The following is a 13,782-nucleotide window of genomic DNA, read 5'->3' as shown; positions in this document are numbered from 1 at the left end:
CGCCAGGCACGGGGATTGCCCCGCGTTTGGCGGCGTTTCTTGCGGTCGCTCACAATTGAATATCAATGATTTTTATTATCATTATTGATTTCGCCATCTGTGCTAGCATAGCGCCCCGCAACTGCAGAATCCCCGTTTAAAGATGTGGTGAACAACCGATGAGTAGCAAACCCTCCATCCTGCTTGATTTCAGCCTGCTGAAAACCAATCGGGCTTTCCGCGCGGTGTTCTGCGCGCGCTTTATCTCCATTGTGGCGCTGGGGTTGATGGCGATCGCCATCCCGGTGCAGATCCAGGCGTTGACCGGTTCCACCCTGCAGGTCGGGCTGGCGGTGACGCTGGCCGGCGGCGGCATGTTCGCCGGGCTGCTGATGGGGGGCGTATTGGCCGATCGCTATGAGCGACGCCGGCTGATTCTGTTTGCGCGTTCCACCTGCGGCGTCGGATTTGTCGGCCTGTGTCTCAATGCCCTGTTGCCGTCGCCTTCGCTGGCGGCCATTTATCTGCTGGCGGTGTGGGACGGCTTCTTTGGCGCGGTGGGGGTGACGGCGCTGCTGGCGGCCACGCCGGCGCTGGTGGGCCGCGAAAACATCGTACAGGCGGGCGCCATCAGCATGCTGACGGTGCGCTTCGGCTCGATTCTTTCTCCGGCGATCGGCGGCCTGGTGATCGCCCATATGGGCATCGCCTGGAACTACGGCCTGGCGGCGTTCGGCACCCTGCTGACGTTGCTGCCGCTGCTGAGCCTGCCGCAGCTGATGCCGCCGCCGCAGCCGCGTGAACATCCGCTGCGCGCGCTGGCGGGCGGTTTCGCCTTCCTGTTCCAGAACAAGGTGATCGGCATGGTGGCGCTGATCGGCGCGTTGCTGACCATGGCCAGCGCGGTGCGCGTGCTGTACCCGGCGATGGCGGAAAGCTGGCGCATCGACGCAGCCCACCTCGGTTATATGTACGCCGCCGTGCCGTTCGGCGCGACTATTGGTGCGTTCACCAGCGGGCGCGTGGCGCATGTGGCGCGCCCCGGTTGGGTGATGCTGCTGACGGCGATCGCGGCTTTCGCCTCTATTGGCCTGTTCGGCCTGATGCCGTGGTACAGCCTGGCGTTGCTGTGCCTGGTGGCGTTCGGCTACCTGAGCGCGCTGAACTCGCTGCTGCAATACGGCCTGATCCAGGGCCTGACGCCGGACAATTTCCTTGGCCGCATCAACGGCCTGTGGACGGCGCAGAACGTGGTGGGTGATGCGCTGGGTGCGTTGCTGCTGGGGGCGATGGGCGCCTTTATGCTGCCGGCGATGAGCGCCAGCGGTTTCGGCTTCGGCGCGGCGCTGCTCGGCATCCTGTTGCTGTTTGCCATGACCGGTTTGCGCCAGGTTACGCTGCACAAACCGGAGCCGCAGCCCGCCACAGAAAAGTAGTCGAACGCGTTAAAACAACGCTGTGGGATCAAATAGCAATGCTTATCATCGGCATGCGTAAAACCCACAGCGTTTATGTCATGATTTCGAAATGAAAGAAGTGCTTACGTTTATTGACATAGCAAATATCGGCGAGTAATTTAGCGCGGAATCAACTCAAATGATAATCATTATTATATTGGTTATCACTTCAAATTATTGAGGGCGAAGCGATGGTTACTGCCGTGAACGACATCAATCGAAAGGAAATGCAGGAGCGCGAAGAACACCGGTTCGCCGCTGATTTTTCTCCGGCGTCGGGCTTCTTCTTTACCTCCCCTTACCGCAGCTTGACCACCACCGGTTGTTTCAGCCGCATTCGCCTGCCGGCCGCGGACGGCGCCGATCTGAACGGCGAGTTCCAACGCCGCGTGCGGCAGGCGTTTGCCGAGGCCCGTCAGGCCGGCATCAAAAAGCCGCTGCTGTGCGGCGCCATTCCGTTCGATACCCGGCAACCTTCGGCGCTGTTTGTTCCCCAGCAGAGCCGCTGGTTCGACCGCGCCGCCTTTATGGCCGGCGTTCGGCCTTCGGCGAACGGCCCTGAATTGGCCGGGGTGACGGAGCTGCCGCCGCAGCAGACGTTCATGAACATGGTCAGCGACGCCGTTGACGCGATGAAGGCCGGTGAGCTGGATAAAGTGGTTTTGTCGCGCCTGCTGGAGATCGAAACGCGCCAGCCGGTGGATCGCCATGCGCTGATGGCGCGCGTGATCGCCCAGAACCCGCACGGTTTCCACTTCCATGTGCCGCTGGAGCAGGGCGCGCTGTTGGGCGCCAGCCCAGAGCTGCTGCTGCGCCAGGACGGCGGCCGTTTCTATTCCAACCCGCTGGCCGGTTCCGCCCGGCGCGAGGCCGATCCGCAGCGCGATCGCGAAGTGGGGGAGCGGCTGATGGCCTCGGCGAAAGATCGCCACGAGCACCGCATCGTCACCGAAAGCATGCGCGACGTGCTGGCCGGCCGCTGCCGCTACCTGAACGTGCCGCACACCCCTGAATTGCTGACCACCACCACGCTCTGGCATCTCTCCACGCCGATCGACGGCGAGGCGGCATCTCCCGACGAAAACGCCCTGTCGCTGGCCTGCCTGTTGCACCCGACGCCGGCGCTATGCGGCATGCCGGCGGCCCAGGCGCACGCCCTGATCGGCAAGCTGGAGCCGTTCGATCGCGGCCTGTTCGGCGGCATCGTCGGCTGGTGCGACGACGAAGGCAACGGCGAGTGGGTTGTGACTATCCGCTGCGGCACCGTTGACGGCAACCGGGTACGGCTGTTCGCCGGCGCCGGCATCGTGGAAGACTCTTCACCCGAATCTGAATGGCATGAAACAGGTACCAAACTCAGCACCATTCTGCGTGCCTTTGGTATGAATCAAGGATAACGACAAGATGAGCATTGCCTTTACCCCCTGGCCGGCGGAGTTCGCCAGCCGCTATCGCGAGCGCGGCTACTGGATTGACAAGCCGCTGACCGAGATCCTCGATCGCCAGGCCAACAACGACGCTCCGGCGATTATCGATGCCCAGGGCAGCCTGACCTACCGCGAGCTGCAGCAGCGCTCCGATCGCCTGGCGGCCGCTTTGCTGCGCCGCGGCGTAAAATCCGGCGACACCGCGCTGGTGCAGCAGGGCAACGTGGCGGAGTTCTATATCGTGTTCTTCGCGCTGCTGAAAATTGGCGTGGCGCCAGTCAACGCGCTGTTCAGCCATCAGCGCAGCGAGCTGAACGCCTATGCCGAGCAGATCAAACCGGCGCTGCTGATCGCCGATCGCCAGCACGCGCTGTTTGCCGACGATCAATTCCTGAACGCCTTCCGCGATGCGCATCCTTCGCTGCGCGTCGTGGCGCTGCGCAGCCAGGCCGAGGGCGAGCTGGCGCTGGCCGCCTGGCTGGACGAAGCGAGCGACGGTTTCGTCGCGCAGCCTTCCGCGGCCGATCAGGTGGCGTTCTTCCAGCTTTCCGGCGGCAGCACCGGTACGCCGAAGCTGATCCCGCGCACCCACAACGACTACTACTACAGCATTCGCCGCAGTGTGGAGATCTGCCGTTTCGACGCGCAGACCCGCTATCTGTGCGCGCTGCCGGTGGCGCACAACTACCCGATGAGTTCGCCGGGCGTGCTGGGCGTGTTTTATGGCGCCGGGCTGGTGGTGTTCGCCGCCGATCCGGACGCCGGGCAATGTTTCCGCCTGATCGAACAGCACCAAATCAATGTGACGGCGCTGGTGCCGCCGGCGGTCACGCTGTGGCTGCAGGCGATCGAAGAGTGGGGCGGCAATGCCCAGCTCGCCAGCCTGAAACTACTGCAGGTGGGCGGCGCCAAGCTGGGAGAAACGCTGGCGGCGCGCATTCAGAGCGAAATCGGCTGCCAACTGCAGCAGGTGTTCGGCATGGCGGAAGGGCTGGTGAACTACACCCGACTGGACGACGACGAGCGCCACATCCTGGCGACGCAAGGGCGGCCGATGTCGCCGGACGACGAGGTGTGGGTGGCGGATGACAACGGCAATCCGTTGCCGGCGGGCGAGGTCGGGCGGTTGATGACGCGCGGGCCTTACACCTTCCGCGGTTACTACCAGAGCCCGGCGCACAACGCCGACGCCTTCGACGCCGACGGTTTCTACTGCTCCGGCGATCTGATCAGCATCAGCGAAGACGGCTACATCACCGTGCAGGGGCGGCAGAAAGACCAGATCAACCGCGGCGGAGAGAAGATCGCCGCCGAGGAGATCGAGAACCTGCTGCTGCGTCATCCTGACGTGATCAACGCCGCGCTGGTATCGATGCCGGATGCGCTGATGGGGGAGAAGAGCTGCGCCTATATCATCGCCAACGCGCCGCTGAAGCCGGTAGTGCTGCGTCGCCACCTGCGCGAACAGGGCGTGGCGGACTTCAAACTGCCGGATCGCTTTATTCAGGTGGACAGCCTGCCGCTGACTCCGGTCGGCAAAGTGGACAAAAAACGGCTGCGCCAGCAGCTCGACGCGCAACTACAGACTCAGGCTCAGGGAGATTAATGGATGGCCATTCCAAAACTTAATGATTACGCGCTGCCGACGGCGGACGAACTGCCGCAAAATAAAGTCACCTGGCAGGTAGAACCGCAGCGCGCCGCGCTGCTGATCCACGACATGCAGCAGTATTTCCTCAATTTCTGGGGCGAAGACAGCGCGCTGATTAAACAGGTGGTGGAGAACATCGCCAACCTGCGTCGCTATTGCAAACAGCAGGGCATTCCGGTGTTCTATACCGCGCAGCCGAACCAGCAGAGCGATGAAGATCGCGCGCTGTTGAACGACATGTGGGGGCCGGGCCTGAACAAGCACCCTGAGCAGCAGGCGGTGACCGCCGCGCTGGCGCCGGATGAAGACGACACGGTGCTGGTGAAATGGCGTTACAGCGCCTTCCACCGTTCGCCGCTGCAGGAAATCCTGCAGGAGTCCGGCCGCGATCAGCTGATCATCTGCGGCGTGTATGCGCACATCGGCTGCCTGACCACCGCCATCGACGCCTTCATGCGCAACATCCAGCCGTTCATGGTGGCCGACGGTCTGGCGGACTTCTCGCGCGACGAACACCTGATGGCGCTGCGCTACACCGCCGGCCGCTGCGGCCGGGTGGTGACCACCGCGTCTCTGCTGCCGGCGGCCGGCATCGCCAGCATCGACGCGCTGCGTCAGCAGATCCTGCCGCTGCTGGATGAAGACAGCGAGGACATGGGCAACGATGAAAACCTGATCGATTACGGTCTGGATTCGGTGCGCATCATGGAGCTGGCGACCCGCTGGCGCAAGATCCGCGGCGATATCGACTTTATCGCGCTGGCGCGCAACCCGACCATCGACAGCTGGTGGGCGCTGCTTTCCGAAGAGAAAGCCTGATTTTAATAATGAAAAGAGGGCGGCCGCGCGGTCGCCCCGTTAGCTCTATAAGGAAATCTCGATGAATGCTTTGATCACCAAGGGAAAACGCGCGGCATTTCCGCTGATGCTGCTGTCCACGCTGCTGTTCTCCAACACCTTGCAGGCGCAGACCGCGCCGGACGTGCTGCGCAAACCGGTCGGCAAAGGCGCTTATGAAATGGCCTACAGCCCGAGCGAAAACGCGCTCTACCTGGCGACCTCGCAGAGCCGCAAGCTGGATAAGGGCGGCATCGTCTACCGCCTGGATCCGACCACGCTGGACGTGACCCAGATTATTCATAACGACATCAAGCCGTTTGGCGCCGCCATCAACGCCAAGAGCGGTACGCTGTTCTTCGGCAACACCGTCAATAACTCGGTGACCGCCATCGACGCCAAGACCGGTGACGTGAAAGGCCGCCTGGTGCTGGACGCGCGCCAGCGCTCCGAAACCGTCAAGCCGCTGGCGCCGCGCGAGCTGGTGGCGGATGCCGACAGCGATACCCTGTATATCACCGGGCTGGGGGATTCCAGCGTGGTGTGGGTGGTGGACGGCAAGGATCTGACCCTGCGCGCCACCGTGGCCGACACCGGCAAATACGGCACCGGTCTGGCGCTGGATGCCGCCGCCAAACGCCTGTACGTCACCAACGCCGACGGCGAGCTGGTGACCATCGATACCCAGAACAACAAGGTGCTGTCGCGCAAGAAGCTGGATGAGTCTAAAGAGCACTTCTTCCTGAACATCAGCCTGGATACCGCCACTCACCGCGCCTTCATCACCGATTCCAAGCAGCCGCAGGTGCTGGTGGTGGATACCCGCAACGGCAACATCCTGAGCAAGATCGACGTGCCGGAATCGCTGGCGGTGCTGTTCAACCCGGCGCGCAATGAAGTTTACGTCACCCACCGCCAGGCGGGCGAAGTGAGCGTGATCGACGCCAAGAGCTACAAAGTGCTGAACACCATCAAGACGCCGACCCATCCGAACAGCCTGGCGCTGTCGCCTGATGGCCAAACGCTGTATGTCAGCGTCAAGCAGGCTTCCAGCCGCGAGAAAGAAGCGACCGCGCCGGACGACGTGATCCGCGTCGCGCTGAAATAATCCCACCCAGGTAAGCACACCGAACAGGCGAAGCGGCGACGCTCCGCCTGTTTTTTTCGCCGTGCGATCTGCGGTATAACGTGTGGATTGCCTTATTGACCCGAAGGAACGTTGGTTATGCCTGCCTCACGCGCACCGCTGTTATTGTCCGCTATCACTCTGCTGCTGCTGGCCGCGCTGATCCACAGCGGCATCAGCCCTTACGATCGCACCACCTGGTTGATGGAGGTGGCGCCGGTATTGATCGTTTTGCCGCTGCTGTGGCTGACCTATCGCCGCTATCCGCTGACGCCGCTGCTCTACACGCTGATTTTCTTCCACGCGCTGATCCTGATTTTCGGCGGCATGTACAGCTACGCCCGCGTGCCGCTGGGATTTGAGGTGCAGCAGTGGCTGGGTCTTGATCGCAATCCGTACGACAAACTGGGGCACTTCTTTCAGGGGCTGGTGCCGGCGCTGGCGGCGCGCGAGATCCTGCTGCGCGGCGGCTATGTGCAGGGAGGCAAGATGCTGGGCTTCGTGGTGTGCTGTATCGCGCTCGCCATCAGCGCCCTGTATGAGCTGATCGAATGGTGGGCGGCGCTGGCACTGGGCCAGGGCGCCGACGAGTTTCTCGGCACCCAGGGCGACCCGTGGGACACCCAGTCCGATATGTTCTGCGCGCTGCTCGGGGCGATCTGCGGCCTGCTGTTGTTCTCCGGCTGGCAGGATCGGCAAATAGGCCGCTTATGCCGATAAATCTTGAGTGAACAAGCATTGATGACCCGCCGTATGGCGGGTTTTCTTTATGTATTTTGCGATGAAAGCGCCGGTTCAGGGCGATCGTCGGGACATAATACACATTGGTAATCCGGCTTTTTATTTTACATAAAAATAATTATCTTATTGATTTTATTTGATTTATAGTTGTTTTGTAAGAATTTTCTTATATGTGGCGCTGTGCTAATATCGCCATGTTTGGTAGGGGCTAATTAAGGCTAATTAGTTTATAGCGCAGGGAATTATGAGATATATTATTAATAATAATATTAAATATCATGAAGATAGATCCGAGCTGGTCTCGTTGCATGACGATATCCCCCCGGTTGCGCTGACGGCCACGCTGAACCGCCTGCTCTCCGCATTGGTCAGAAACAACAATCTGGTGCTTTCCAGAGAAACCTTGCTGACGCAGGTGTGGGAGGCGCACGGCCAGGTCGCTTCCGGCAACAACCTCAATAATACCATCTCAATCCTGCGCAAGATGTTCGCTTCGCTCGGCGAAGAGGAGATTATCGTCACCTTACCGCGGCAGGGTTTTATGTTTACCGCCGCCGCGCTGGAAACGGCGGACAGCCAGGCGCCCGCAGAACAAGGTCTGGCAGTGGAGGCGGGCCAGGATATGAGCTATCCCCCTCTCGGGAGTGAGGCAGGCTCCGCCGCTGTACGCAGCTATGCGCGTTTCAAGGTAGCCGGACTGGCGGCGTTGCTGGTTCTGGCGCTGGGCAGCAGTATTTGGGCGTGGTGCGATGCGGGTTATCGGCCGGCCAGCACGGTCAATGTGGGGCGTATCGACAGCTGCAGCGTGCGTCTTATCACCACTTATCACAACCCGGCAATCAGCAAGGTCGATTTGGCGCATCTGCAAGACATGCTCAAGCAGCGGCCGCAGATCCAATGCAATGAGCCTGCTACGCTGCTCTACTACGATACGCAAACATTGATACCAAATGGCTCCGGGAAGACACGTACTTCTTATTTCTATTACTGCCCGCTGTCGCAAATGGTGGATAACAAGGCGCAGTGCGAGAGTTTCTATGAAAGCTGGGGGACAGTAAGCGGATGAAACGATATGGCTATACCCTGGTGGCATTGCTGGCTGTCGGCTGCGGCGCCATGGCCGCTTATTCGCTGTTTTTTAAACCGCAGGTTCCGGAATGCCGGGCGGTGCAACATAAGACCGACAACGTTGCCGGCCGCAGCGTTGAGCGCATCATTCTGATCAACGTGGTTCCCGATGGCCCGCGGCGCATCAACATATTGTTGAATGGCAGAGTCTATGATGGCGCGAATCGGTATGTTATCTCGCGTATCCTGGTGATGGACTACCGGCGGCAGGGAAATAACTATACGCTGTGGGTGAGGGAAAATATCAAGAAACCGCAAGATTCATTCAAGATTGAGGGTTTTAATCGGCGGCTGCCGGTGAAGGGAATGCAGCTGCACTGGCGGATTGAACGGCTAGACAGCCGGCACTTCTTGTTCGCGGATAATCATGCGCCGCTGTTTGTGTGTACCACCTCTTAAGAAAACCCCCCTTGGCTAAACCAAGGGGGCTGAGTATTACCTGGCCTGGTGGGATAATGCTTACAATATCAACGCTAGTTTTTATCGATATAATTATAAATGCACGGGCTGTCGCCTTCCCGTGGGCAGAAGGTCAGCAACTCGGTGTCTTTCTGCGAGGCTTCGTCGCGGATGTTGTCGTAGTAATACACGTCTGCTTTACTTCGGCAGTTAAAACCGGCGTTCTGAATAAACTGCCTGATTTGGGTCAGGTTGCCGCTGCCGGAACTCATGCTGTAAATCTGGCAGCGCTGGTAATCGCCTAACGGATACATGCTGATACGAGTGGCATTCTGATAAAGCACGATAGCGGCAAACGGCACCAGGCAGGCAAAGAACGCCATAGCCAGATGCCTGAATGAGCGCGTGGCGCTATTATGCTTCTCTGTCACCCTTATCGATTTTTCCAATTCAATATCCCCCGCAGGGTTATTTCTACTGCTATCTTCTCCTTCGTTACTATTTATTTCATGAATGATATCAGCGGTAAATTTAAAGCCCTGACGCGGATAGGTGACAATCAGCGTTTCTTCACCGAACTGCGCCAGTGATTTACGTAAACCTGAGACATAGTTATTCAGGTTGTTGTTAGAGGCTTTAAGACCGTGTTCAACCCAAACATCATTCAGCAGCCTGTCACGCATTAACAGAACATTATTGTTCCGGATAAATAATGATAGCAGCCTGGCGCTGGGTCTAAGTAAGACTATTTTTGTCGCCGCATTATCAATATGCGACAGCGTATTCTCTACTTCATCGTAGAGAACGTTGTTATTTATATAGAAAATCATTTATTCAACCTGTCAACTTACCTGTCGAGAGATTATTCTGAGACCTGTCTGTCTTTTTTTCAATCCTTGCTAATATTGGTCAATAGGATTTTTCCCTGTCTTTGTATAATTATCGTAATGAGACCTTAAGTTTACAAGTATTAAAAATAATTAGCCTTATTTAATTTCTATTTTTTAGAATTTAAATCTATTTAATGGCTATTTTTTATTTTTAAATCCTGTGTTTTTATCTTTTCACGATATAACGTTTTATTTTTGATCTGGAAGGGGTAAATTTGTTGCCACTGATACGGAACGCTGAAAAGCAGGTATCAGCGAGAGAACAGATGCTCGGCAATAATAAAGCAGGGCGTTAATCATCAAGAGTGAATTGTCGATTTAATTGACGTCAATGAGTACCTCTTTCTTACTAAGGAATGTAAGGGATTTAATATGAAACTGAATAAAATCATGATGGCAGCAGTACTGGCTTTCGGCGTATCTTCTGTTGCTCACGCAGCGGATCAGGGCCACGGCACCGTGACTTTTAAAGGCGCAATTATTGATGCTCCTTGTTCAATCACCCCAGAAACCGTAGACCAGACCGTTAACCTGGGCCAGGTTTCTAACGTAGCGCTGAAAGACGGCGGCCAGTCCACGCCGAAGAACTTCGTGATCAAACTGGAAAACTGCGAGCTTAATGATAAAACGCCTGGCAAAAACAATGCCGTTTCCATCAAATTTACCGGTGCTTCTTCAGCAGATGACGAAGAGCTGCTGGGCATTACCGGTACCGCTAAAGGCGCCGGCATTGCCATCACCGACGGTTCCGGTAAGTTGGTAGAACTGGGTAAAGCGACAGCGGCGCAAACTTTGCAGAACGGCAACAACACCCTGAACTTCTCTGCTTACCTGCAGGGCAGCAAGGCTTCTAACGCCGTAGTTACCCCGGGCGACTTCCAGTCCGTGGCTGACTTCACCCTGGCTTACCAGTAAGTCCGGCTGTTTGTCCTTATATTCAGCATGCGGGCTTGCCCGCATGCTTTTTCCGGAAACCCGATAGTTGGAATAGTTTGTGAATAGGGAATATTCGATGAAGCGTTTTCCTGAAAAATTAATGATCCCTTGCATATTGGCCCCGTTGTTATTTATCAACGGCGCTCAGGCCGCCCATTCCTCTCAGGGATGGGGACGGGTCAATATGCAAGGGGCCATTATCGACACCGCCTGCGCTATTGCCGCCGGCAGTCGGGAACAGGCAATAGATATGGATACGGTACCGGTGGCGGATATTATTCGCGATGGGCGGGGAGTATCCAGAAACTTTTCTATTGAGCTGGTTAACTGCGTATTATCCCGTACTGATAATAAACTTAGAGATTGGCAGCATTTTCAGGTGACATTTGACGGCAATGCCGATGAAGAGTTATTCAGCGTTGACGGTGAGGCTAAAGGGGTTGGGCTGCAAATTGCCGATGTCAATGGAAATATAGCTCTACCAGGCCACCCCTTGCCGAATAGGGATGTATCACCGGGGAATATGCGTCTTAATTATGAAATGCGACTGGTTGCCAATAAGCAACCGCTGCGGGCAGGAGCATACTATTCTGCAGTGCGTTTTAAGATGGATTATTACTGAGGCTTATCTCTACCGATAAATATTATTAAATGACAGGGTCGTGGATATGGTTTTTTCTCCTGCATGGAAGCTGTTTCGTCCTAATGCGTTAGGCGTTTGTATTTTTCTGGCTTTAGCTCACCTCGCACAGACGGCTGAGGCAGAGGATGGCATTCAGTTTAATACCGACATATTGGACGTTAACGATCGGCAGAATATCGACCTGAGCCAGTTCTCGCGCAGCGGCTATATTATGCCTGGCGCCTACGGCATGGTGATTCACCTTAATAACAATGAGCTGCTGGAGCAAAGCGTTAACTTTTATCCCTCGGATAGCGATCCTAAAAGCAGCCTGGCCTGTATTTCGCCGGTGCTGGTGGAACAGCTGGGGCTGAAGCCGGATGCGTTGAAAACGCTGAGCTGGTGGCATCAGGACGAGTGCCTGGATATCGCCAGCCTGAAGGGTATGGAAGCGCGCGGCGATTTAGCCACGGCGGCGCTGTATCTGAGCATCCCGCAGGCCTATCTGGAATACACCGCGGAGAACTGGGACCCGCCGTCGCGCTGGGACGAAGGCATTCCGGGGCTGCTGTTTGACTATAACGTCAACGGCCAGACTCAGCGCCAGCAACGCAGCGGCGGCCAGAGCAACAGCCTGAGCGGCAACGGCACCGCCGGCGCCAACCTTGGGGCCTGGCGGCTGCGCGCCGACTGGCAGGGGCAGGTCAACCGGGGGCAGCAGGCCGATCAGCGGCTGGACTGGAGCCGGTACTATGCCTACCGCGCGCTGCCGGCGCTGCGCTCGCGGCTGACGTTGGGGGAGGATTACCTCAACTCCGGCCTGTTCGACAGCTTCCGCTTTACCGGCGTGAGCCTGGTGTCGGACGACAACATGCTGCCGCCGAACCTGCGCGGCTATGCGCCGGAAGTGGTTGGGGTGGCGAAGACCAACGCCAAGGTCACCATCAGCCAGCAGGGGCGGGTGATTTACGAGACCCAGGTGGCCGCAGGGCCGTTCCGCATCCAGGACATCAGCGAGGCGGTGTCCGGCGAGCTGGACGTGCGGGTGGAAGAGCAGGACGGCAGCGTACAGGCGTTCAAGATGAACACCGCCAGCATCCCGTACCTGACGCGCCCCGGCTCCTGGCGCTTCAAAATGGCGGCCGGCAAGCCTTCGGACTGGCAGCACCGTTCCAACGGCCCACTGTTCGGCACCGGGGAATTTTCCTGGGGGGTGAGCAACGGCTGGTCGCTGTACGGCGGCGGCCTGTTCGGCGGTGATTACAACGCGGCTTCGCTGGGTATCGGCCGCGACCTGATGGCGCTGGGCGCGCTGTCTCTCGATGCCATCCAATCGCGGGCGCGGCTGCCGCAGCAGAACGGCACGCTGAGCGGCGGTTCGTACCGCCTGAGCTATTCGAAGACCTTCGACGAGACCGACAGCCAGGTGACCTTTGCCGGCTACCGCTTCTCGGAGCAGGACTTTATGAGCATGAGCGAGTATCTGGACGCGCGCTATTACGGCGGCCGGGTGGGCAACAACAAGGAGATGTACACCATCACCTTCAACCAGCAGTTCCGGGATATCGGCCTGAGCCTGTACCTGAACTATGACCACCAGACCTACTGGGATCGGCCGGCCAACGATCGCTACAACCTGACGCTGTCGCGCTACTTTGATATCGGCCGCTTCCGCAACCTGAGCCTGTCGTTGACCGGTTACCGTAACAAGTATGAAAACACTAACGATGACGGTATGTACCTGTCGCTGTCTCTGCCATGGGGCCAGGGCGCCAACCTTAGCTACAGTGCGGCGGTAAACCGCAACAACAGCAGCCAGCGGGTAGGGTATTACGATCGGCTGGACGAGCACAGTAACTATCAGCTGAGCGTCGGCAGCGCCAGAAACGGCGCCAATTTGAGCGGCTATTACAACCGCCAGGGTGACATGGCCCAGCTGAGCGCCAACGTCAGCTACCAGGAAGGCAGCTACAGCGCGCTGGGCTTCAGCGCGCAGGGTGGCGCAACCTTGACGACCGAAGGCGGAGCGCTGCACCGCGTCGGCATGCCGGGCGGCACTCGGTTGCTGCTGGATACCGGTGGCGTGGCCGGGGTGCCGGTGCGCGGCTACGGCAGCACCGTAGACACCAACCATTGGGGCAAGGCGGTGGTGACGGACGTCAACAGCTACTACCGCAACAAGGCCAGCATCGATCTTGACCGGTTGAGGGACAACGCCGAGGCCACCAAATCGGTGGTGCAGGCCACGTTGACCGAAGGCGCGATCGGCTACCGCAAGTTTGACGTGATCGCCGGGGAGAAGGCGATGGCGGTTATCCGGCTGGCGGACGGCAGCACGCCGCCGTTCGGCGCCACCGTGATGAACAGCAACAAGCAGGATACAGGGATTGTGAACGACGGCGGCAGCGTTTACCTGAGCGGTATCCAACCAGGTGAAAGCATGACCGTGCACTGGAACGGCGCGGCGCAGTGCGCCATCAGCCTGCCCAAAATGTTGCCGGCCGACATGATGAGCAACCTGCTGCTGCCGTGCCGGGCGCTGCCGACGGGCAAGCCAGAGGCGCAATGAGCGCCAGACCCTATTTAAAT

12 protein-coding genes are annotated in these 13,782 nt (G+C 58.2%); 11 read left to right on the top strand and 1 reads right to left on the bottom strand.

The features are described from left to right. The first annotated feature begins 158 nt into the window (after positions 1-158). The 8 genes from entS (at position 159) to L085_RS02465 (ending at position 8,745) form a co-directional block, all read left to right on the top strand. Positions 159-1,415: an enterobactin transporter EntS gene (gene entS, locus L085_RS02500; RefSeq protein WP_044029936.1), complete on the top strand. Its 1,257-nt coding sequence runs from the start codon at positions 159-161 to the stop codon at positions 1,413-1,415. Between the two features lie 212 nt (positions 1,416-1,627). Next, positions 1,628-2,833: an isochorismate synthase gene (locus L085_RS02495; protein WP_044029935.1), complete on the top strand. Its 1,206-nt coding sequence runs from the start codon at positions 1,628-1,630 to the stop codon at positions 2,831-2,833. A gap of 7 nt (positions 2,834-2,840) precedes the next feature. Further along, a complete protein-coding gene (locus tag L085_RS02490; protein ID WP_044029934.1) occupies positions 2,841-4,469 on the top strand; it encodes a (2,3-dihydroxybenzoyl)adenylate synthase in 1,629 nt (542 codons plus the stop codon). Between the two features lie 3 nt (positions 4,470-4,472). Further along, positions 4,473-5,333: an isochorismatase gene (locus tag L085_RS02485; RefSeq protein ID WP_004930014.1), complete on the top strand. Its 861-nt coding sequence runs from the start codon at positions 4,473-4,475 to the stop codon at positions 5,331-5,333. 61 nt (positions 5,334-5,394) lie between these two features. After that, positions 5,395-6,459: a YncE family protein gene (locus L085_RS02480; RefSeq protein ID WP_044029933.1), complete on the top strand. Its 1,065-nt coding sequence runs from the start codon at positions 5,395-5,397 to the stop codon at positions 6,457-6,459. A 117-nt stretch (positions 6,460-6,576) separates the two neighbouring features. Beyond that, positions 6,577-7,197: a DUF2238 domain-containing protein gene (locus L085_RS02475; protein WP_081835497.1), complete on the top strand. Its 621-nt coding sequence runs from the start codon at positions 6,577-6,579 to the stop codon at positions 7,195-7,197. A 265-nt stretch (positions 7,198-7,462) separates the two neighbouring features. Further along, a complete protein-coding gene (locus L085_RS02470) occupies positions 7,463-8,284 on the top strand; it encodes a winged helix-turn-helix domain-containing protein (RefSeq protein WP_044029931.1) in 822 nt (273 codons plus the stop codon). 20 nt (positions 8,285-8,304) lie between these two features. Next, positions 8,305-8,745, top strand: coding sequence for a hypothetical protein (locus L085_RS02465; protein ID WP_158499081.1), 441 nt, complete (start codon positions 8,305-8,307; stop codon positions 8,743-8,745). Between the two features lie 74 nt (positions 8,746-8,819). On the opposite strand, the gene L085_RS02460 is transcribed toward L085_RS02465, so the two are convergent. Then, complete coding sequence (locus L085_RS02460) at positions 8,820-9,575, bottom strand: winged helix-turn-helix domain-containing protein (protein ID WP_044029928.1); 756 nt, start codon at positions 9,573-9,575, stop codon at positions 8,820-8,822. A gap of 432 nt (positions 9,576-10,007) precedes the next feature. Here L085_RS02460 and L085_RS02455 point away from each other — a divergent pair, with 432 nt between their 5' ends. The 3 genes from L085_RS02455 (at position 10,008) to L085_RS02445 (ending at position 13,762) form a co-directional block, all read left to right on the top strand. Then, positions 10,008-10,550 carry a fimbrial protein gene (locus L085_RS02455; protein ID WP_044029927.1) on the top strand — a complete coding sequence of 181 codons (543 nt, stop codon included), beginning with the start codon at positions 10,008-10,010 and terminating at the stop codon, positions 10,548-10,550. A 121-nt stretch (positions 10,551-10,671) separates the two neighbouring features. After that, entirely contained in the window at positions 10,672-11,193 is a 522-nt protein-coding gene (locus L085_RS02450) for a fimbrial protein (RefSeq protein WP_158499091.1), read from the top strand. A 46-nt stretch (positions 11,194-11,239) separates the two neighbouring features. After that, entirely contained in the window at positions 11,240-13,762 is a 2,523-nt protein-coding gene (locus tag L085_RS02445) for an outer membrane usher protein (protein ID WP_044029923.1), read from the top strand. Positions 13,763-13,782: the final 20 nt, after the last annotated feature.

The sequence above is a fragment of the Serratia sp. FS14 genome (assembly GCF_000695995.1).
GTDB classification, from domain to species: Bacteria; Pseudomonadota; Gammaproteobacteria; order Enterobacterales; family Enterobacteriaceae; genus Serratia; species Serratia nematodiphila.
Note: the sequence above shows the minus strand (reverse complement) of the source record. Positions and strands in the feature narration are given on the sequence as shown.

What these genes read in the sequence shown, in the direction of transcription:
- entS (WP_044029936.1), top strand. Translation starts at nt 159, where the DNA reads ATGAGTAGCAAACCCTCCATCCTGCTTGATTTCAGCCTGCTGAAAACC.
- L085_RS02495 (WP_044029935.1), top strand. Translation starts at nt 1,628, where the DNA reads ATGGTTACTGCCGTGAACGACATCAATCGAAAGGAAATGCAGGAGCGC.
- L085_RS02490 (WP_044029934.1), top strand. Translation starts at nt 2,841, where the DNA reads ATGAGCATTGCCTTTACCCCCTGGCCGGCGGAGTTCGCCAGCCGCTAT.
- L085_RS02485 (WP_004930014.1), top strand. Translation starts at nt 4,473, where the DNA reads ATGGCCATTCCAAAACTTAATGATTACGCGCTGCCGACGGCGGACGAA.
- L085_RS02480 (WP_044029933.1), top strand. Translation starts at nt 5,395, where the DNA reads ATGAATGCTTTGATCACCAAGGGAAAACGCGCGGCATTTCCGCTGATG.
- L085_RS02475 (WP_081835497.1), top strand. Translation starts at nt 6,577, where the DNA reads ATGCCTGCCTCACGCGCACCGCTGTTATTGTCCGCTATCACTCTGCTG.
- L085_RS02470 (WP_044029931.1), top strand. Translation starts at nt 7,463, where the DNA reads ATGAGATATATTATTAATAATAATATTAAATATCATGAAGATAGATCC.
- L085_RS02460 (WP_044029928.1), bottom strand. Translation starts at nt 9,575, where the DNA reads ATGATTTTCTATATAAATAACAACGTTCTCTACGATGAAGTAGAGAAT.
- L085_RS02455 (WP_044029927.1), top strand. Translation starts at nt 10,008, where the DNA reads ATGAAACTGAATAAAATCATGATGGCAGCAGTACTGGCTTTCGGCGTA.
- L085_RS02450 (WP_158499091.1), top strand. Translation starts at nt 10,672, where the DNA reads ATGATCCCTTGCATATTGGCCCCGTTGTTATTTATCAACGGCGCTCAG.
- L085_RS02445 (WP_044029923.1), top strand. Translation starts at nt 11,240, where the DNA reads ATGGTTTTTTCTCCTGCATGGAAGCTGTTTCGTCCTAATGCGTTAGGC.